The sequence below is a fragment of the Labilibaculum sp. genome (genome assembly GCF_041595635.1).
GTDB lineage: Bacteria > Bacteroidota > Bacteroidia > Bacteroidales > Marinifilaceae > Labilibaculum.
Genome location: NZ_JBFHJW010000004.1, coordinates 61,687 through 83,604, shown reverse-complemented (window position 1 = coordinate 83,604; position 21,918 = coordinate 61,687). Strand labels below are relative to the sequence as shown.

14 protein-coding genes are annotated in these 21,918 nt (G+C 36.5%); 8 read left to right on the top strand and 6 right to left on the bottom strand.

Annotated elements, in window-relative coordinates; translation table 11 throughout:
- Nucleotides 1-31: 31 nt before the first annotated feature.
- Nucleotides 32-1,378, bottom strand: a complete 1,347-nt coding sequence (locus ABYT26_RS02320) for an MATE family efflux transporter (protein ID WP_372751273.1) — start codon at nucleotides 1,376-1,378, stop codon at nucleotides 32-34.
- A gap of 53 nt (nucleotides 1,379-1,431) precedes the next feature.
- Nucleotides 1,432-3,294, bottom strand: coding sequence for an ABC-F family ATP-binding cassette domain-containing protein (locus ABYT26_RS02315; protein WP_372751272.1), 1,863 nt, complete (start codon nucleotides 3,292-3,294; stop codon nucleotides 1,432-1,434).
- 198 nt (nucleotides 3,295-3,492) lie between these two features.
- Between ABYT26_RS02315 and nth the strand changes: the two genes are divergently transcribed.
- On the top strand, nucleotides 3,493-4,155 hold the full coding sequence (gene nth / locus ABYT26_RS02310; RefSeq protein ID WP_372751271.1) for an endonuclease III: 663 nt from the start codon (nucleotides 3,493-3,495) through the stop codon (nucleotides 4,153-4,155).
- A gap of 19 nt (nucleotides 4,156-4,174) precedes the next feature.
- On the opposite strand, the gene zupT is transcribed toward nth, so the two are convergent.
- The gene (zupT, locus tag ABYT26_RS02305; RefSeq protein WP_372751270.1) at nucleotides 4,175-4,993 is read right to left on the bottom strand and encodes a zinc transporter ZupT; all 819 of its coding nucleotides are present in this window, start codon (nucleotides 4,991-4,993) and stop codon (nucleotides 4,175-4,177) included.
- 170 nt (nucleotides 4,994-5,163) lie between these two features.
- Here zupT and ABYT26_RS02300 point away from each other — a divergent pair, with 170 nt between their 5' ends.
- From ABYT26_RS02300 to ftcD, 6 genes are all read left to right on the top strand, one after another.
- Nucleotides 5,164-5,334 carry a DUF362 domain-containing protein gene (locus ABYT26_RS02300; protein ID WP_372751269.1) on the top strand — a complete coding sequence of 57 codons (171 nt, stop codon included), beginning with the start codon at nucleotides 5,164-5,166 and terminating at the stop codon, nucleotides 5,332-5,334.
- 580 nt (nucleotides 5,335-5,914) lie between these two features.
- Nucleotides 5,915-9,028, top strand: coding sequence for a SusC/RagA family TonB-linked outer membrane protein (locus ABYT26_RS02295; RefSeq protein WP_372751268.1), 3,114 nt, complete (start codon nucleotides 5,915-5,917; stop codon nucleotides 9,026-9,028).
- Nucleotides 9,029-9,042: 14 nt separating this feature from the next.
- Nucleotides 9,043-10,467: a RagB/SusD family nutrient uptake outer membrane protein gene (locus ABYT26_RS02290; protein ID WP_372751267.1), complete on the top strand. Its 1,425-nt coding sequence runs from the start codon at nucleotides 9,043-9,045 to the stop codon at nucleotides 10,465-10,467.
- A 78-nt stretch (nucleotides 10,468-10,545) separates the two neighbouring features.
- Nucleotides 10,546-11,277, top strand: coding sequence for a hypothetical protein (locus tag ABYT26_RS02285; protein WP_372751266.1), 732 nt, complete (start codon nucleotides 10,546-10,548; stop codon nucleotides 11,275-11,277).
- A gap of 375 nt (nucleotides 11,278-11,652) precedes the next feature.
- Entirely contained in the window at nucleotides 11,653-12,888 is a 1,236-nt protein-coding gene (gene hutI, locus ABYT26_RS02280; RefSeq protein ID WP_372751265.1) for an imidazolonepropionase, read from the top strand.
- Between the two features lie 253 nt (nucleotides 12,889-13,141).
- Nucleotides 13,142-14,842 carry a glutamate formimidoyltransferase gene (ftcD, locus tag ABYT26_RS02275; RefSeq protein WP_372751264.1) on the top strand — a complete coding sequence of 567 codons (1,701 nt, stop codon included), beginning with the start codon at nucleotides 13,142-13,144 and terminating at the stop codon, nucleotides 14,840-14,842.
- Nucleotides 14,843-15,535: 693 nt separating this feature from the next.
- Here ftcD and ABYT26_RS02270 read toward each other — a convergent pair.
- The 3 genes from ABYT26_RS02270 to ABYT26_RS02260 form a co-directional block, all read right to left on the bottom strand.
- Nucleotides 15,536-16,420, bottom strand: a complete 885-nt coding sequence (locus ABYT26_RS02270; protein WP_372751263.1) for a YitT family protein — start codon at nucleotides 16,418-16,420, stop codon at nucleotides 15,536-15,538.
- A gap of 390 nt (nucleotides 16,421-16,810) precedes the next feature.
- Complete coding sequence (gene odhB / locus ABYT26_RS02265) at nucleotides 16,811-18,055, bottom strand: 2-oxoglutarate dehydrogenase complex dihydrolipoyllysine-residue succinyltransferase (protein ID WP_372751262.1); 1,245 nt, start codon at nucleotides 18,053-18,055, stop codon at nucleotides 16,811-16,813.
- Nucleotides 18,056-18,140: 85 nt separating this feature from the next.
- The gene (locus tag ABYT26_RS02260) at nucleotides 18,141-20,996 is read right to left on the bottom strand and encodes a 2-oxoglutarate dehydrogenase E1 component (RefSeq protein ID WP_372751261.1); all 2,856 of its coding nucleotides are present in this window, start codon (nucleotides 20,994-20,996) and stop codon (nucleotides 18,141-18,143) included.
- Between the two features lie 238 nt (nucleotides 20,997-21,234).
- On the opposite strand from ABYT26_RS02260, the gene ABYT26_RS02255 reads away from it, so the two are divergent.
- The gene (locus ABYT26_RS02255) at nucleotides 21,235-21,909 is read left to right on the top strand and encodes a YiiX/YebB-like N1pC/P60 family cysteine hydrolase (RefSeq protein WP_372751260.1); all 675 of its coding nucleotides are present in this window, start codon (nucleotides 21,235-21,237) and stop codon (nucleotides 21,907-21,909) included.
- Nucleotides 21,910-21,918: the final 9 nt, after the last annotated feature.

Sequence of the window (21,918 nt, the reverse complement as noted above, 5' to 3'; positions counted from 1 at the left end):
TTGAACTTTATTGTGTTTGTTAACTTTCTATTTAAGAGTGTATTTGGTTGTTTACAACGGATTTTGATTTCCATTTTCCAGTCCGGTAGTACAAATAGGAGAGAATCATTCCCATTGACCATCCCGTAGGAATAGACCACCAGATGCCTATTTCTCCAAGTTTAGAAGAGAGTAGGTAGGCTCCGGGAATACGAATGATCCAAAGTGAAAAAAGAGTTATAAACATAGGTATTAGTGTATCGCCAGCTCCTCGCAAAACACCATTGGTTGTAAACATGGTAGAAAAGAGAAGGTAAAAGGAGCTCACGATAATTAGGTATTTCTCGCCAATTGCAATTACATTGAGATCGGTAGTAAATAGTTTCATTAAGTTGCTGCCAAATAGAATAATAACTGCTGTCATGAGCAGACAAAAGGAATTGGATAAGATAAAGGTGGCTTTGAAGCCACGACGAACGCGTTCGATTTTATTTGCGCCCAAATTCTGACCTACAAATGCAGCTACGGCCTGCGAAAAATTCATGGCAGGCATCATGGCTAGGGAGTCAATGCGTCCCGCTGCAGTGTAGGCTGCTATTACATCGGTACCAAACGTATTTACGATGCCTAGTAAAGCCATCATTCCCAAGGCAACAAAAGTGTGCTGAAGTCCTGAAGGAATACCTATTTTTAAACTGGTAAGAAATAAATCTTTATCAAATACGAGTTTAAAAAGTGAAAATTTAAGAATGTAATGGTTCCTGTTTAGGTAAATGATTCCAGAAACAAATGCTCCTCCTTGAGCGATTACTGTTGCCCAAGCGGCTCCTGAAATTCCCCATTTAAATACCATCACAAATAAGATATCGAACAAAATGTTAAAAAGTGAGGCTAGAATCATAAAGTAAAGTGGCGTTTTCGAGTCGCCTAAACCACGCAAAATAGAGCTGGTACCACTAAATCCAAAGAACATAATCATCCCCGAAAGGTAGACGTTTAAGTAGCTTGTTGCATGAGGAATTAGTTCCTCAGGAAGTTGCAGTAATAGAAAAAGATCCTTGCTAAAAAGAATGCCCAAAATAGAAACGCCAATGCCTGCACCAAATAAGAACAGGTACATCGTGTCAACGGCTCTTTTTACTTTCAAAAGATCTTTGGCACCGTAAAATTGGGCGATAACAATAGAAAAACCCGAACCAATTCCAATGAGTAAGGCAATAAGCGTGAATATGATGGGAAAGGAAGCTCCAACCGAAGCAAGAGCTTCTTTTCCTAATACTTTTCCCACAATAATACTATCTACTATGTTGTAGAGTTGCTGAAACACGTTGCCCAAGAGCATGGGTAAAGTGAAATTTAATATGAGCCTGGCTTCGTTTCCTTTGGTAAAATCCTTCATTTATTCCTGTTTAGAGCTAGGAAAGCTCTGCTGTTATAGTTAACATGGTAAATTTAAGCTCGTTCGCTTAGTTCCAGCCATCGGAATTCTTTTTCATCAATTAATTCAATGACTTTTTTAATTCTATTGGCTTTTTCAATCAATTCATCGTTTGATAAGTTACCAGAACTCATGGCTATTTCTATTTCTTCTTTTTCAGATGTTAGTGTTTCAATGTCAACTTCCAGTTGTTCGAATTCACGTTTCTCATTGAATGATAGTTTTTTGCTTGGTTCCGATTTTGGTTTCTCTTTTTTAGGAGCTGTCTGTTTTTCTAATTTTTTAACTTCTTTCTCTTGCTGATTAAGCGATTCTCGGTAGATTGTATAGTTTCCTGGGAAATTTTGAATGATTCCATTTCCTTCAAAAACAAATAACTGATCCACAACTTTATCCATAAAATATCGATCGTGAGAAACAATGATTAAACAACCGGAAAAACTTAATAAATAATCTTCTAAAACATTCAAAGTCATTATGTCCAGATCATTAGTTGGCTCATCAAGAATTAAAAAATTTGGATTTTTCATTAAAACAGTCATCAAATACAAACGTCGTTTTTCACCACCACTTAGTTTTGAAACCTGGTTGTATTGCGTTTTGGCCGGAAAAAGAAAGTATTCCAGAAACTGAGAAGCCGACATAACTTTTCCATTGCCCAAATCGATTGATTCGGCAATTTCTTTAATAACGTCAATGATTCGTTCATTTTCATTGATCGTAATTCCATCCTGTTTGTAGTAGCCGTAAACAACAGTTTCTCCAATTTCAATTGATCCAGAATCAGCTTCGATATTGCGGGTAATCATATTTAGAAAAGTTGATTTTCCGGTTCCATTTTTTCCTACGATGCCAATTTTTTCACCTCTTTGGAATTTATAGCTGAAATCTTCGAGAATTTTAATGTCTCCATAGCTTTTGTAGAGATGCTCTAATTCTAGAATTTTTTTTCCTAATCTAGCCGATCTAATATCTAGATCCATTCCTGCTTCTTTGAACCCTGAATTTGCCTTCTTTTTGATATCCTCAAAGGCATCAACTCTGTATTTTGCTTTTGTGCCTCGAGCTTGAGGCATACGTCGTATCCATTCCTGTTCTGTTTTTAGTTGCTTTTGAGCTTTGCCAACTTCTGCATTTAAATTTTCAATTCGTTCGGCTCTTTTTTTCAGATAGTAGGAGTAATTGCCTTTATAGGTGAATAGGCTATTCGATTCCATTTCGATGATTATATTGCAAACTCGATCTAGAAAATATCGATCGTGAGTAACCATTAAAAGGGTTCCTTTTGATTTGTTTAGGTATTCTTCCAACCATTCTATCATTTCCAAATCCAAGTGGTTGGTTGGCTCATCAAGAATCAAGAAATCAGGATCGGTAATCAATACTTTTGCTAAGCCAATTCTCTTTTTTTGTCCCCCAGAAAGCTCTCCAATAGCTTGGTCTAGCTTGGTGATTTTTAGTTTCGATAAAATTTGTTTTACCTTATTTTCATAGTCCCAGGCTTTAAATTGATCCATTTTTTCGAGAACCTCTGCAAGTAATTCCTGATTGTTTTCGTTGAGGATTCGTTCGTAATCACGAATAAGTGAAAGAACAGGATCTGTTGAGTTAAATACCTCATTAAGAACAGTATTGTTAGGATCTAAATTTGGATTTTGTTCTAGATAAGCAATTTTTATATCGTTTCGGAAGGTAACTTCACCAGTATCTTGACTATCTATGCCTGCAATAATATTCAAAAGTGATGTTTTTCCAGTACCGTTCTTCGCAATTAAGGCAATTTTTTGTCCTTGTCCAACACCAAAGTTGATGTTTTCAAATAGTGTAAGATCACCGTAACTTTTGCTAAGGTTTTCAATTTGTAAGTATGATATCATGTAAGCTATTCTTAATTTTTGGAGATCAAATTTACGAATAAGTACCGATACATTACCATCCTAATGGCAGAACTAGCAGATTTGTTACTTTTATGAGCTTACGTACTAAGAATAATGTTTGATTTGTTCGATTGTCTGTGAATATTCAGGTTTTATTCAATGACTTTTTTAATTTCGTTTTATAAAAATTGAGTAGACATGCGAAAAAAAGAAAGATTCGATAATATAATATCCTGGTTTCGGCAAAATATGCCTGTTGCCGAAACAGAACTTCATTACTCTAACCCTTACGAACTATTGGTTGCTGTGATTTTATCTGCTCAGTGTACTGATAAAAGAGTGAATATGATGACTCCCTTTTTATTTGAAAAGTACCCTACGGCATTTGACTTGTCGCATGCTCGACAAGATGAAATTTTTGATTTAATACGTTCCTGCTCATATCCAAACAATAAAGCAAAACACTTATTGGGGATGGCTAAAATGTTGGTCGAAGATTTTAAAGAAGTTGTTCCTGATGATATTACCGAATTGCAAAAATTACCTGGTGTAGGACGAAAAACAGCTAATGTGATTGCGTCGGTTGTTTACGATAAGCCTGCAATGGCTGTAGATACGCATGTGTTTAGAGTCTCGGAACGAATCGGATTGACAACGAACTCGAAAACACCCTTAGAGACTGAGAAGCAATTGGTAAAATACATTCCCGAAGAATTTATTGCTACGGCTCATCATTGGCTCATACTGCACGGAAGATATGTATGTTTGGCAAGAAAACCCAAGTGTAAATTTTGTGGCATTAAAGAGTTTTGCAAATATTACGAGAGGGAAGAAAAGAAGAATTTAAAAGCCTCAAGATAAAATTGAGGCTTTAAATTTTTTAAAGGAAAAGAAGTAAACTAAGCGCCATTACTGCCATACCAGCAATCAAACCGTAGATAGCAATGTGGTGTTCTCCATATTCTTCTGCTGTTGGCAGTAATTCGTCCAAAGAAATAAAAACCATAATACCGGCTACTCCACCAAATAAAACTCCGAAAACGGTATTGTTTAAGCCAAGTACGGTATAAATTAAAATAAAACCAATGAGTGCTCCAACGGGTTCAGCCAAACCGGAAAGAAAAGAGTAGAAAAATGCTTTTGTTCGGCTCCCTGTAGCATAGTAGATAGGTACTGATACGGCAATTCCTTCGGGAATATTGTGTATTGCAATAGCTACAGCAATAGGAATAGCTACTGTTGGATCGGCCAAGGCTGCGGCAAAAGTAGCCAGTCCTTCTGGAAAATTATGGATTCCGATGGCCAAGGCCGAAAACATACCCATTCTCATTAATTTTCTGTCAATGGGAGGTTTACCGTCAAGATCTTCTATTTTTTTAACCTCATGTGGATTCTCATAGGAGGGAATCATCTTGTCAATTATCGCTATAAATAAGATTCCTCCAAAAAAAGAGAGTACAGTATACCAAGTTCCAGCAACATTACCATGGTCAAGAATGAGTGCATCTTTTGCCTTTTGAAATATCTCAACAAGCGAAACATAGATCATTACACCTGCGGAAAAACCTAAAGATAAAGCTAAAAATTTCGTGTTCGTTCGTTTGGCAAAAAAGGCTATTGCACTTCCGATTCCAGTAGCAAGACCAGCAAATAAGGTCATTCCGAAGGCAATGGCTACCGTATTGAATTCAAATTCCATATAAAAGCTAGTTATTTTTAATGTAAAAGACTTACCAAATGTAGTAAATTATTTGGATTAGATCTAAATAAGATATAAAGATGTTTATGTCTTGCTTAAAGAGGTGGCAAGTGCTAATTTTAATCAAATCGTAGTGTTGATTGAATAGTTTCTAATTAAAGTGCAAAATTATGACTTACGTTATTTCAGATGATTGTACCGCTTGTGGCTCTTGTATAAATGAATGTCCGGTAGATGCAATTTCGGAAGGAAATATTTATGTGATTGATCCTGAAATCTGTATTGATTGCGCTGCTTGCGCAGAACTTTGTCCGGTAGATGCAATTTCGGAAGACGAATAGATTTAGGATATTAATTTGGAGAGTGGAAAGGTGTTCATTAGTTGGACACCATTTTTTTGTTGTAAAAGTGGATGTATCGGCTTTTAGGCTTAGGTTGAAGAGAAAAACAGCTATGTTTTCCAAATAAAACTTTAGAATAAGTATGAATTGTTATGGTCGATAATTTTGATGAAGTTAAAACGATTGTAATTCTTAAGTGAATGAAAATCTTCTGAAATTTAGAAGATAAAAAGTGTATTTTTTCTCGATTATAAAATATTTAAGGTGATTTAAATGAACATAAAAAAATTATAGCTATTTTTTTTTAGTTTAATTTAAAATAATATAAATTTTTATGGTAAGTATTGAAATATTTGATTTAAAATATTATGAAAATATAATTATCCCCTCTTTAATAAAGATTATAAGATCCTCTATTGCTTATATTGTTAATTTTTTTAGAAATGTAATTTTGGATTTGGATGTACTTGGTTGGCTATTAGTATTTAACAGCGTGTAAATGTTTTATTGAATGGTTAATATTTGTTAATTTAAATAACAGTTAACCACATGTATGTTTACTAACTAAAAAAAATTATTCATGAAAAAACTGACAATTATTGTTTGTGTTTTATTAATGACAACTTTTCTGGTTCATGCGCAAACAAGACAAATTACTGGTACGGTGACGAATGCTGATGATGGGATTGGCATACCTGGCGTATCAGTTGTTCTAAAGGGGACAACATCAGGAACCAGTACAGATCTGGATGGTAATTTTACCATTTTATCCGATTCGCAGGGCATTCTTATATTTAGTTTTGTAGGAATGGTAACTCAAGAGATTGCTGTAGGAAACAAATCATCAATCAACGTTGTCCTTGGACAGCAATCTGTTGGTGTTGATGAAGTAATTGTTGTTGCTTATGGTACTAAGAATAAGAGAGCTTTAACTGGGGCGGTTACTGTTGTGGGTGCCGAGGTCCTAGATAACCAGATTGCTGTTTCTCCAGTAAGTGCTATTCAAGGTTCGGCTCCAGGGGTTAATATTTTAACTTCAGGAGGTCAGCCAGGTGAAAATCCAACCATCCGTATTCGAGGGGTAGGTAGTGTTAATGCCTCAGCGGATCCATTAATAGTTGTTGATGGTGTTGTTTTTGCTGGTAATCTGAATACCATAAGTTCTTCTCAAATCGAAACAATTAATGTTTTGAAAGATGCGTCTGCATCTGCATTGTATGGATCGCGTGCCTCGAATGGGGTAATCTTAATTACTACAAAGAGTGGTAAATATGTGAAAAAGGATGCTACCGTTTCTGTAAATGTAAGAGCCGGATTTTCCAGTGCGGCAGTCGATTTATATGACTATGTTGGCGCAAGTGATTATATGAAGTATTCCTGGGAGTCCATTAAGAATTCTGAAATTGCCTCAGGAGCAACGGATTCCGATGCTGCAATTGCTGCTACCGAAGACCTGATTTCGGTTGTAAAATACAATCCATTAGGCGTTGATAATCCTGTTGGAACCGATGGACAAATAGTAAGTGGAGCAAATCTAATGTGGGATACTGATTGGTATGATGCTCTTTCTAACGATAATGCATTCTACAATGAGTACGATTTAAGCATTAGCGGAAGCAGTGATAATGTGGTGTATTTTATCAATGGTAATTATTTGAAGCAAGAAGGTGCAATTATAGAGTCGGAGTTTGAACGGTATTCCGGACGTGTTAACCTAAAGGCAAAGTTAAAAGACTGGATGGAGATGGGAACAAATACTTCCTTCTCAAAATCTAATCAAAATTATCCAAATCAGTCGGGAAATTCCTACACAAGTATTATGCAATGGGCAAATACCATCGCAAATATTTATCCGATTTATCAAAGAGATGAGAATGGTGATCTAGTGTATGATGATAATAATGAAAAAATTTACGACTATGGAAATACCAGTGGTCAAACAGTAAATGCAGTACGACCTCGTTTAGGAGGTGAAAACGCTGTTTCATCCACACTTCTTAACGATATCTTATATACTCGAACCAATTTGTTTTCATCTACTTTTTTGAAAATTGATTTGTACAAGGATCTATCCTTTCGAACTAATTTCGGGTACGAACGATATATTTTTGATTCTTACGAGTATGATCATTATAAATATGGTTCTGCAGCTTCTGTTTCGGGTCGTGTTAGCCAGGAAAGAACAATTACTGAAGCTAAAACCATCACGAATTCTTTAAATTACAAAAAGGAGATTGACAATCACTCTTTTACAGTGGATCTTATCTCTGAATTTTACGATTATAACTATGATTATTTAGCAGCTCAGGGAACAGGATTTTTACCTGGTGTATCTGTTTTGTCTGGTAGTACCGTTCCAGAAGGTGTTTATGGTTATATAAACGCGGAACGACTAGAGAGTTATATGGCCAGAGTAGATTACAGCTATTTGGATAGGTATTTTCTGGATTTTAGTGTAAGAACTGACGGATCTTCAAGATTTTCAGAGGATCAGCGTTGGGGAACATTCTATTCAATAGGAGCTAACTGGATTTTATCTGATGAAAACTTCATGGAGAATGCCTCTAGTTTTATTGATCTTTTGAAAATCAGATCCTCTTATGGAGAGCTTGGTAACAATCGAGGAATTGGATATTTTCCTTACTATGCTTCCTACGATACTGGATGGAATAATGGTTCCAATACAGGAGTTCTTCAAGGTGGAATTGTAGATGAGGATATTAAGTGGGAGAAATCTGCATTGTTCAATGTTGCTGTTGATTTCGGATTTTTAAACAATAGGATTACAGGTTCACTGGAATATTATAGCAAAAAATCGGTGGATTTGTTATTTGATCAGCCTTTGGCTTCATCAACAGGAAATTTCGAGATTACAACCAATATTGGTTCAGTTAAAAATTCAGGATACGAATTTATTGTCAATACGGTAAATGTTCATACCAATGATATTTACTGGACAACGACTTTCAATATTTCAACCAATAAGAATGAAATTACCAAACTTCCTCAGGAGGAAATTATTAATGGAACCAAAAAATGGAAGGTTGGAAAATCTATTTATGACTTTTATATTCAGGAATATGCTGGCGTTGATCCATTAACAGGTGAGGCTTTATGGTATATGGATGTGGACGATGAAGATGGAAATACTGTCAAGGAAACCACGAATTTATATAGCGAAGCCGATCGATATTATCAGGGATCTTCTTTGCCTGATGTGACAGGTGGATTTGGAACCTATTTAAAATACAAAAATTTCGATTTGAATGCACAGTTTAATTATAGTCTCGGAGGACAATTGTATGATTACTCTTATGCAGGTTTGATGAGTAGTTTGGATAATCCAGGTCAGCAACTGTCCGTAGATATTAAAGATCGTTGGCAAAACACAGGTGATATTACTGATGTGCCTAAGTTAATTAATGCCAATAATGATTATAATTCAACATCTACTCGTTTCTTGTTTGATAATGATTATTTAAGGTTAAAGGCTTTAACTATTGGTTACAATTTGCCTGAGAACTTGTTGAAAAAATACAATATCTCTAAATGTAGATTCTATTTTCAAGCAGATAATTTGTGGACAGTAGCATCTCTAAAAGGTCTTGATCCTGAACAAAATTTGGCAGGAACAACAGATAGTCGTTCAAATATAATGAAGACAGTTTCGGTTGGTGTAAATTTTGAATTTTAATAAAAAATAAAGCAATGAAAAAAATATATATATTACTACTTGGTTTTGCGATGATGCTGGGAGGGGCAGGATGTTCCGATTACCTGGATGAACCACAACCTACAGATGTGCTCACCGCAAATGATATTTATAGTTCTACAGAAGGTGTTCAGGCCTACTTTTCTGGTATTTACAGATTGTTTAGAGGACAATATGAATATTCAACTGACGTTGCAACAACAGATGTTGGAGGAGTATATTCAATGTATTATGCTCGTTCTGTTAAAGGAAATGATTTGATCCAAAATTCATGGTATAATTTTGATTATGCTCATGAAAACAGAGAACCTACTTACCGACGGGTTCGGGTAACTTGGCAATATTGTTATGATATGATTAATCATGCCAATACTATTGTAAAAGAGGTTACCGCTAGTACAGCTCTTTCGGATGTCGATAAAACAGCTTTTGTTGCTGAAGCAAAGGCTTTACGAGCATATTTCTATTTTCAGTTGTATTTGGAGTACTATGCGCCTGATTCAGGCTTACAAACACCTCCTCTTTATAAAGAGCAGGTTACTGAAGGTGGACCGATGTCCGATCCAGATGAATATGTAGCTTTTATGATTCAGGATATTAACGATGCGGTTGAAGGATTAAGTGAAGATCGAATTAATAAATCCTATATAAATAAAAATGTAGCAAATGGTTTAAAAGCACGAATGTTGATGGCTTTGGATCAGGATTGGGATCAGGTAGAGGCTGCGGCTAAGGCTGCTTATGGAAATGATGCTGATGCAGCTTTGGATGCTACAATTTACGATACTGGTTTTGACGATCTTACCGCCAGTGAAGTAATTTGGAGCATGGACCAACAGGCCGATCAATCAAACTATTATTATATTGCTCCTCATGCTTTTGCTGATCACAATGCGGATGCTTACTTTGGAATGTGGGTAAATTCTGTTTTTGTAAACGAATTTTCAGATACAGATGTTCGAAATGAGTTCGCTAACTATTATGGGGGAACCACTGGAGATTGGTACGAATATGTAAGTAATAAATTTACCTTTACTTTCGAAGCAGATATTCATTTGATGAGAAAGTCTGAAATGGTATTGGTTGCTGCAGAAGCAAGATATCACCAGTCCGACGATACGGGAGCTCACGAACTTTTGTATAAGGTTCAGTTAAGTCGCGATCCAGATGCTATACAATCATCAAATACGGGAACAGACTTACTTGATGAAATTTTATTGGAAAGAAGAAAAGAATTGTATGCTGAACTTGGGATTGAGTGGTTCGATGCAAAACGATTCGCTACGGGTATTGTGCGTGATGATACACATCGAATTATTTTAACCTTAACTCCTAATGACAAACGATTCTTCTTGAAAATTCCTCAAGCAGAGATTGATGCCAATGATTTTATTGATGATTCGGTTAATGATAATCGGTAATTTAAGTAAATCAATGTGGTTGATGGCTACTCGTTTCGGGTAGCCATTTATGTAGAATGCAGTTTAAAAAAATGAAAGATGAAACCTTACATTCAATTTATGATTTTTGTGTTTTTTGCTTTACTGTTTATTGGAGAAATAAAGGGCCAAGGTGGTTTGGTTGATTCTCCCATAGAATTGGAAGAACATACCTTGATAAGTAGTTTTACTCAGTTTAGTTTTTCTGAAATAAGTAGAAATTACTTTGATAAATTCGCAGATATGTTAAATGTTGAAGGTGAATTTTTCTTGGATAAGGAATGGACGAAAGGTACTATTTACTTTAAGTCGAAGCAGAAAATAACCAACGATTCAATACGATATTTTGTATATGGTAAAGAAATGCATGTAAGTTATAATGGCAAAACAATGGCTATTATCAATCAAAAAATGATGGATTCTATTGTGTTGAAAGATCATAAGTTTGTTTATCAGGATTTTGTTCATGGTTCGAAAATGGCTCATGATTATTTGGAGTTATTATCCAATCATTCAATAAAATTGTACAAACATTATTCAAGTAAATTTATAAAGGCGAAAGAGGTAAGTTCTTATCAAGAGCAAGAAGAGGATCGATATGTGATTAGAGAAAAATACTATATTGGTTCAGAAAATGAAGCACCACATTTTTTTAAGCCAAGTAAAAAGAACGTAATTAGTTTGTTTGCTAATGAAAAAAAAGAAGTACAAGAATATGTAAAAAAGAATAATTTGAAATACAGTCAGGAAGCTGATTTGGTTCAAGTTTTTAATTATTTCGCTATCGACTAGTCACTTTAGCAGACAGTATAATAAAAAAGATAGCTTCGAATGATGTTTTTTTGTTAGTATCTACTATCGAGTGCTGTTGCGATTTTGTGAGTTTAGAATGTTTGTGATCTGGAGTGGAGAAATAGAGCTTTTCCTAAATTGTAGATGTGTGTTCGAAAAGGTTTGCAATCTGCGCTTTTTTCTTAATATTTGTATTATAGCTTCAGAGAGGTTTTTTGTGAGAGAGATGGTGTGAATACTTTATGTAATTGCTGCGAATAGTAGTGGCGAACTACTTCATCAGACTCAAGTAGATAAAAGTTACAAGTGGCTGATTTGTAATGAATAGAGAATAAGATTTTCTCAGGATTGATTATAGCATCTAATATTGATAGTATGAAATTGTTAATTAGCAATATAAAAACTTTGGTTCAGGTTGAAAATGAACCGCGAAAATGGGTTGCTGGATCAGATATGGCTCATTTGAACTGTATAGATGATGCCTATTTACTGATTGAAGATGAACGGATTTCTGATTTTGGGAAAATGGAAGACATGCCGGAATTTGATGGGGTAGAGGAATATGATGCCACCGGACGAATGGTGTTCCCAAGTTTTTGCGATTCACATACTCATTTGGTATATGCTGGTAGTCGCGAGCTTGAGTATACTGATAAAATAAAAGGATTATCGTACGAGGAGATTGCTAAAAGAGGAGGAGGAATTTTGAATTCGGCTATGCGTATGCACGAGGCAACAAAAGGTGAGCTCTACGATTCGGCTTTAGAGCGTATTCATGAGATTATCAGTATGGGAACTGGTGCAGTGGAAATTAAGAGTGGTTATGGTTTGACTGTGCAAGATGAGTTGAAGATGTTGCGAGTGATTAAGAAATTGAAAGAAACTACACCCTTAACCATCAAGTCGAGTTTTCTGGGAGCACATGCAGTGCCTGCCGAATACAAAGGCCGACAGGGAGAATATGTTAATTTGGTAATCAATGAAATGATTCCAATGGTTGCGGCTGAGAATTTGGCTGATTATATTGATGTATTTTGTGACAAGGGATTCTTTACGGTAGAAGAGACTGATCGTATTCTGAATGCAGGAATGAAGTACGGTTTGCGTGCGAAAATTCATGCCAATGAGTTGGATTATTCAGGAGGAATTCAGGTAGGCGTTAAGTACAATGCTCTTTCGGTAGATCATTTGGAGTATGTGGGCGATGCCGAAATTAATGCGTTAAAAGGATCGGCAACCATGCCTACCGTATTGCCAGGTGCGGCTTTTTTCTTGAATATGCCTTGTTCACCAGTTCGCAAAATGATGGATGCAGGCTTGCCGCTCGCATTGGCGTCCGATTTTAACCCAGGATCATCGCCATCGGGCAATATGAAACTAGTGATGTCTTTGGCTTGCATCAATTACAAAATGCTGCCTCAAGAGGCTATTAATGCAACAACAATTAACTCAGCATACGCTATGGGTGTTGAAGATGAATTGGGAAGTATTGCCAAAGGAAAAATTGCCAATGTGTTCATAACCAAAGAAATTCCTTCGGTAGAATACATGCCTTACGCATATGGAAGCAATCTGGTTGATTTGGTGATTTTGAAGGGGAAAGTGTTGTAAAGTTTTTCACGAAGGTTAGGGAGTGATACTGTTCATGCGCGGGAAGAATCTAGAGTTATTTTTCATAAAATAGGTTAATGATTCACCTTTTTGGATGGTGATATTATTCTTGAAGGGTTAGAATAGATGAAATAATGAAAAGATCTAATGTAACGTTAAAGTTCTACACTTTTCGGGGGAGATGTCGGAAGGACTGAGGACTGCAGGCTTACAATAGAAAAAACATAAATACTTAAAAAACAATCACACTACAATGAAACAGCTAATCGAATGCGTTCCTAATTTTTCTGAGGGGAACGACATGAATATTATCAATCAGATTACAAAAGAAATCGAATCAGTTGAAGGTGTAAGTTTAATCGATGTTGATCCGGGAAAAGCAACCAATCGAACCGTGGTTACCATGGTAGGAACGCCTAATGAGATCTGCGAGGCTGCATTTCGTGCGGTTAAAAAGGCTGCTGAGTTAATTGATATGAGTAAACATTCGGGTGCACATCCGCGTTTTGGAGCTACCGATGTTTGTCCCTTAGTACCGGTTGCAAATATTACAATGGAGGAGACTGTGGCCTACGCACATAAATTGGCTCAGCGCATTGGTGAAGAAGCTGGAGTACCCGTTTATTGCTACGAGTTTGCAGCTCGTACTCCGGAACGTAAAAATTTGGCTGTTTGCAGGGCTGGCGAATACGAGGCAGTGAAAGATCGTATTTCAAGCGAACAATGGAAACCTGATTTTGGCCCTTCCGAGTTTACTGATGCTGTTGCTAAAAGTGGGGTGACTGCAGTAGGGGCGCGTAATTTCCTGATTGCCTACAATTTCAATTTAAATACTACCTCTACTCGTCGTGCCAATGCCATCGCATTCGATGTACGTGAACGTGGTCGTACCAAGCGGGAGGGAAATCCTATAACAGGAAAAATTATAAAAGATGAAAATGGCAAGCCGGTAATGCAGCCAGGAACATTAAAAGCAACTAAAGCTATTGGTTGGTTTATTGAAGAGTTTGGCGTGGCTCAAATCTCCATGAATTTGACTGATATTACGGTAACTTCTATTCACAAAGCATTCGATGAGGTTTGCGCCAAAGCTCAGGCTCGTGGAATCCGGGTAACTGGATCGGAACTGGTTGGTGTTGTGCCTTTGCAAGCGATGTTGGATGCCGGTAAGCATTACCTACGCAAGCAAGGTCGTTCTACAGGTATTGCCGATCGAGAAATTATTAAAATAGCCGTTAAATCGCTCGGATTAGACGAGTTATATCCTTTTGATGCAGACAAAAAAATTATTGAGTACATTTTAGAGAACGAGGCAAAAAAAGGAGCAAAGAAATTGGTGGATATGAGTTTGGCTGCTTTTGTGGAAGAAACAGCTTCGGAATCTATGGCGCCAGGAGGAGGATCTATTTCGGCTTATATGGGAGCCATGGGAGCCGCCTTGGGATCGATGGTTGCCAATCTTTCGGCTCACAAACCAGGATGGGACGATCGTTGGGAAGAATTTTCCGATTGGGCCGAAAAAGGCAAGGAATATCATAGTAAACTAGTTCATTTGGTGGATGAGGATACCAATGCTTTCAATAAAATTATGGCTGCCATTCGCCTGCCTAAACAAACGGAAGAAGAGAAAACCGCTCGTGCTGAGGCAATGGAAGAGGCAACTAAATTTGCAACTTTGGTACCTTTTCAAACCATGGAGCTGTGTTTGGGATGCATGGATGTGGCTAAGGCAATGGCCGAAATCGGAAATCCGAATTCTATTACCGATGCTGGAGTGGGTGCATTGGCCGCTCGTTCGGGTGTTTTGGGTGCTTTCATGAATGTGAAAATCAATGCTGCCGATTTGCAGGATAAAACCTGGTCGGCTGATATTATTGCTAAAGGACAGGCGATCGTTGATAGAGCTACTGCTCTCGAAAGTGAGATTGTTGCTTTGGTCAACGCTAAAATTTAAAACCACTACATCATTATATTTTTGGGGATACGTTACAGCGTGTCCCTTTTTTCATGGCAGATTTTTGTAACGCCTTGGCATTAGCCTGCGGTTTTATTATTTATTTTGAATTGTTAATTTTTTTGGGGGGATTCCCCTTTGGTCAGGATTGCAGTGGAAACAGGTTGATAATGAATTTATCAATATTAGTCTTTTTTTGCATGTTTTCTTCTGACTGATTTGTGTTGTCTCAAGATGTTGATTTTTATCATTCTAGAATGGTAATGTGGAGATCTTAAACTCCATATCTTTTGTTTAGATTTTATTTATGATTGTATCTTATTTATAACTCTAAGTAAAAAATATTATGGATATATTACGTGAATTTGAATCAGATGATATTCTTTATCATTATACGAAAACCACAACAGCACTCGAACATATCTTATGTAATAAAAAGTTACATTTATCAGATCGGATGAATTCTAGTTATAAAATTGTAAAAAGACGATTATAAAAGTATTGTCAAATCTAAATTATTTTAATTTTATCGAGATTATATATTTATAGTTAAATAAAACATAGCAATAGTTCGACTCGGAAGGAGTTGTATGTTATTGTTATATAATTTTTTTAATATTCGAATCGGATTGACTCAAAAATATTTTACAATAGCAATGTTATATGTTGATTGAGGCCTTTGTTGTTCGTTTTTTAAATAGGTTTAAATCCATTCCCATACACATCGTTGGTATTTAGTGTTGCAATAAAGGCTTCAGCATCAATTTCTTTCACAAAGCCTTCTAATAGTCCAAGTTCTTTTCTGTTTAGTGCGGTAAATATAATTTTCTTCTGGGTTTTATAAAATAAACCTTCGCCTTTTAGGTAGGTTCCGCCACGATCCATTTCAAGTATCCGATCCCGAATTTCTTCATGTTTTTCAGAAATAATTAGCGCTGCTCTTTTGGCGTCTATTCCTATTAGTACAGCGTCAATAGTTTTTGAAATACTTAGTATGGCAATAATGCAGTAGGGAGCTAATTCTATATCTTGAAAAACAAGAACTGACGTTAATACCACTAAACCATCAACAAGGATGAACATTTGACCCAAGGATACTTTTAGCCATTTTGATAGAATACGCGCTATAATATCAGTTCCACCTGTTGTAGCACCACCATATACAACAAGTCCAATTCCTAAGCCTATGGTTGCACCACCAAACATGGATGACACCAATAGGTCATGAGTTATGATAGGGTTGCCAAAAAAGTAAGTTAATCCATCGATAAAGACTGATCCTAATACCATGGAGAGTATGGTTTTGATACCAAATTTACCACCCAGAACTTTAATACCCCAGGCAAGTAGAGGAATATTGATACACAAAGCAATTGTTCCTACAGGAAAGTGGATGAGCTGATTTAGAATGATACTAAAGCCAAATACCCCGTCAGGAACAAGTTGGTGTGGCATAATGAAAAAGTTGTAACCAAGAGCAACCAATAATGATCCGATGATGATTAATGAATAGTTGCGAAGCCATAGAGCAGAGAATAGCTTCTCCTGTGGAAATGACTTCTTTTTATATTGAGGCATGATAATACGATTTTTACTCCCAAGCTTTTTGTTGAGGTGCAGATTAAAAAGTACTCGCGGATAATAGATTCAGAATTGCAAATACAACTCTATTCTAGCGAGGCTTTATTTTATGGAAATGAATTAGAGTAAGAAGCACGTGGTTTCTAAATAATGAATGCTAGGATAACATTCTTTATTTAGTATATCAAGGATAGCGTTTTCTTAATTCTTTCTTAAATCGCATTGTGTATGATGGTCTTATATTCGCCGCGAATGTATGGGTAATTTATGGATTAAAGATGAGGTAGATTTGGTTTTTCAGTAGGAGTTTAAAATTTTATTGTTTGACAAAAAGAAAGGCCAGAATCTCAATTGAATTCTGGCCTTTCATCTTATTAATATGTTCTTTTAGATTTCTAAAAGTAAACTATCAGGGTCTTTGCCTCCGAATAGCATTTTCTGAGGGTTCTCAAGCATTTCTTTAATTTTCACCAAAAAGCCAACCGAATCTTTTCCATCAATCACTCGGTGATCGTAGGAAAGAGCGATGTACATCATAGGGCGAATTTCTACTTTTCCATTCACAGCAATAGGTCGTTGTACAATGTTGTGCATGCCTAGAATTCCCGATTGAGGAGGATTGATAATTGGTGTACTCATAAGTGAGCCAAATACACCTCCATTTGTAATAGTAAAAGTTCCGCCAGTCATTTCGTCTAGACTAATTTTACCAGTACGTGCTTTGTTGGCTAAATTCATCAGGCTTTTTTCGATGTCAGCCAAACCAAGACTTTCTGTGTTGCGAATTACTGGTACCATCAAACCTTTTGGTGTTTGCACGGCAATGGCAATATCTGCATATTCAGGAGTCACAATTTCGTTGCCATCTATCATTGAATTTACCGAAGGATGAAGCTTTAAAGCCTCCGAAGCTGCTTTGGTAAAGAAGGACATAAAACCCAGTTTAATGTCGTGTGTTTCAACAAATTTCTTTTGATATTTTTTGCGTAATTCCATTACGGCAGTCATATCAACTTCGTTGAAAGTTGTAAGCATGGCTGTTTCATTCTTCACAGAAACCAAACGAGCTGCTAACTTCTTCCGAAGATTACTCATTTTTGCACGCTTAACTTCTCTCGAAATCTCTTTGCTTTGAGTGGGAAGTACAGGAGCACTTTTCTTCTGATCTACTACGGCCTGAACATCTTTCTTAGAGAGACGCTGTAAACCTGCAATCACATCATCTACCGAAAGGTTATTTTCGGTCATTAGATTTTTGGCAACTGGAGAAATTTTCACATCCTTAAAGTTATCGGAGCTTGCAGGAGCCTCTTTTACAGCTGTTTTTTCAGTTGCTTTAACCGGTTTTTCTTCCTTTGCAGCAGCTGGTGTAACTTTAGAAGCAGGAGCTTTTCCGGCAAAACTCGTGTCGATGCTGCAGGCTACTGATCCTACAGCAACGGTATCGCCTTCCTGAGCAGCAATCTGAACTTTTCCACCTTCTTCGGCAATCAGTGTTAGTGTTGCTTTATCCGATTCAACTTCTGCTATTTCTTGATCTTTTTCAACGATGTCGCCATCGGCTACGAACCAACTAGCTATCTCGACTTCGGAGATGGATTCTCCGGGGCTGGGTATTTTAATTTCGATCATCTTGAATGTGTTATTGTTTTATTAGTAATGAAAGTTCGCGAATCAGATTGATTGGCAAACTTTCTTACCATTTACCTCTTGATATTTACATTAATAGCTTACTTTTCTCTTCTTCGAAGTATTCGTGCTGGCGAAGAACCTCTTCGCGTGAACTACCTTTAACACATTGTAATCCGCAGTACTTTAATTTTCTTTCGCAAATGCATTTTCGGAATACTTTTCTGATGATTTCATTTTGTCCTAATACATGAATTTTGGAAAGACCAGTTGCTGGACTTCCACTTGCCTGACGAGCAACAGGAATAATTTCCAAATCTTTGTTTCTGAACTGATAGTTGATATATTGCCATGCTCCCATGTTTTCAGGTTCTTCTTGAACCCATAAGTGAAGAAGAGCGTTTGGATAACGTTTCAATATCTTATCGATTTGTTTTTCGGGGAAAGGGTAAAGCTGTTCTAAACGAACTAAGGCGATATCTTGAGCAAATAGCTCATTTTTTTTGGCCAGTAGATCGTAATAAATCTTACCCGAACAAAATACCAGTCTGCGAACTTCTTTTGCAATTACATTATTGTCATCAATTACTTCCTGAAATTGACCGTGAGTCATGTCATTTATACTTGATACGCAATTTGGGTGACGAAGCAGACTTTTGGGGGTAAAACAAATTAGCGGAACCCGTATATCACGTTTCACTTGTCTACGTAACATGTGGAACAGGTTAGCAGGAGTTGTTGGGTTGGTAAGTTGCATGTTATTGTTGGCGCAAAGGTTTAGGAATCTCTCCATTCGTGCGCTTGAATGTTCTGCTCCCTGGCCTTCGTATCCATGAGGTAAATACATAACCAAACCATTTTTAATTCCCCATTTATCTTCGGCTGCACTTATATATTGGTCTATAACAGCTTGTGCAACATTATGGAAATCGCCAAATTGAGCTTCCCAAATGGTGAGTCCCGAGGGAATTGCCAAGGCATATCCATATTCAAAAGCCAGTACTCCATATTCACTTAAATGCGAATTGTAGATGTGAAATGGTGCTTGGTTTGCACTAATATTTTTGAGAGGAAAATATTTTTCGTCCGAATTTTCAATAACCAAAGCAGCATGACGATGAGAGAATGTTCCTCTCTCAGAATCTTGTCCACTGATGCGAACCGCATTTCCTTCTGCAAGAAGACTTGAATAGGCTAGTAGTTCCCCCATAGCCCAATCGAGCTTATCGTTCTTGACCATTTTTTTTCGATCGGCCATTAATTTTCCAATTTTTTTGAAGAAGGTTTTGTCTTCAGGCAAATTGGTTATATTCTCGGCAAGTTCTAGCAATTGTTTTTTAGAGACACCTGTTTGTATTGATTTCTCAAAATCTTTATCAGTAGAGTAGCGAATATTTTGGTAGTAATCCTCCATAAAAGGTTGGATTCTTACCTTGTCGATACTTTTTGATTTTTCAAAATCAGCATCTAAAAGTTTATTGTAATCGGCATTAATTGTTTTGATCTCTTCCTTGGAGTAGATTTCCTTTTTTGTGAGGTAATCTGCATAAATGTCTCTTGGATTTTTGTGCGTTGCAATTTTTTTGTACAAAATTGGCTGGGTAAAACGGGGTTCATCTCCTTCGTTATGCCCGTGTTTTCGATACGAAAGAATATCAATAAATACATCAGTATTAAATTCTTGTCGGTATTCCATTGCCAATTTAATGGTGAAAATAAATGCTTCCACATCGTCACCATTTACATGAAACACAGGAGATCGTGTTACCTTGGCTACGTCGGTGCAATAGGTGCTCGAACGGGCATCCAGGTAGTTAGTCGTAAATCCAATTTGATTGTTAATTACCAGATGAATAGTACCTCCTGTTTTGTATCCGGTTAATTGGGACATTTGAATCGTTTCATAAACAATTCCCTGTGCGGCAATGGCAGCGTCTCCGTGGATTACTACCGGTACCAATTTGTCTTGATCTCCAGCGTAGTCGTTGTCGATTTTTGATCTGGAGATTCCCTGAACAACGGCTCCTACAGTTTCAAGATGTGATGGATTTGGCGTAAGATTTAGTTTTACTTTGTGACCGTTATCGGTAGTAACGGTACTTCCATAACCGAGATGATATTTTACATCTCCCAGAGCAATGTCTTCCTCAAATTCCTCACCAACAAATTCTTTAAAGATATTGGCGTATGGTTTTTCCAAAATGTTAGCAAGAACGTTTAATCGTCCTCGGTGTGCCATTCCAAAAATGAATTCTTCCACACCTAATTCTGAACCACGTTCAATCATTGCATTTAAGGCTGGAATTAAAGTTTCTGTGCCTTCCAATGAAAATCGTTTTTGACCCACAAATTTTTTGTGAATGTAATTTTCAAAGCCAACAGCAAGTTTTAAGTGGTAGTAGATGTGTTTGCGTTGTTCTTTGGTAAAGTTAGGAGTGTTTTTTGTTTCCTCCATTTTTTTTTGCAACCATTTAAGCATCTGTGGATGACGGACAAAAACATATTCTGCACCAATGGATTTGCAATAAGTTTCTTGTAAGTGGGAAACAATATCTTTTAATTTTACAGCTCCCAATCCGATTTCTGTACCTGCATGAAATATGCTTTCTAAATCAGATTCAGTCAGGTTAAAATTTTCGATGTCGAGAGTTGGAAAATACTTTCTTCGTGTTCGAACCGGATTGGTTTTTGTGAAAAGATGGCCCCTCTGTCGATAGGCCTGAATTAAATTCATCACGTTGAATTCTTTACTCATCGAATCTGAAACGGGAATGTTATTGTCAGCGGTATTTTCTTTGACAGGAAACTTGGCTGAAGCAAAATCAAAACCTTGAAAAAATTGTTTCCAACTTTCTTCAACTGATTCAGGATCATTTTTGTATGAACGGTAAAGTTCATCGATGTATTCAATTTCGCTATTACCTAAAAAGCTAAATTTATCCATATGGTTTTTCGTTGTACTTGGTCAGATTATTGAAATTATTAACAAATGTATTAATTTTTAAACCTTAAGAGGAGATGAAATTCGATTAAAAGGTTATTTTTTTTTCAAATAGTGATATAGAAATTTTCTATATCACTATTAGTTTAACATTTACAAAAAAAACACATGACAATTCTTTTATTTGAAAGCTGTTCGAATTACTTTAGTTTTGCATTGAGAAACACCTAAAATATTACTAATGAATTTTTTTCGGATTTTACTTCTATTTGCAATTATCTGTCAATTGTTGGCATGTCATGATTTACAAAAAAACAATTGTTTTTCATTAGAGCGTGGCGATCTTCTTTTTCAGGATCTCGATTCAGATTCCATTTCTGACGCTATTGAAGAAGTCACTGGTGGGAAAGATCATTTAAGTTTTTCGCACGTGGGAATTGTGGATGTAAATTCAAAAGGTGATACTGTGGTTTTGGAGGCGATATCGAAAGGGGTTTGTTACACTCTTCTTGATTCTTTTTTTAAACGGAGCACCACGGTAAATCATCAGGCTAAAGTGGAAGTGGGGCGATTAAAACCAGAATTTATCCCTTTAATTCCTGAAGCACTCGAGAAAGGTAAAAAGCTGATTGGAAAAACTTATGATGATGCCTATGTGATGGGTGATTCTTCCTACTACTGTTCTGAGTTGATTTATGAAATTTTTAAAACAAAAGAAGATTCACTATGTGTTTTTGAATTACAACCTATGACTTTTAAAAATACAATAACAGGTGATTTTCTTCCGTTTTGGATAGAATATTATCAAAAATTAGGTGTTGAAATTCCTGAAGGAAACCCAGGTTTAAATCCTAATGGGATGTCAGGTTCTCCGAATATAAATATGGTTTACTCCTATCATTCTATCCACAAATAGTAATTTTTA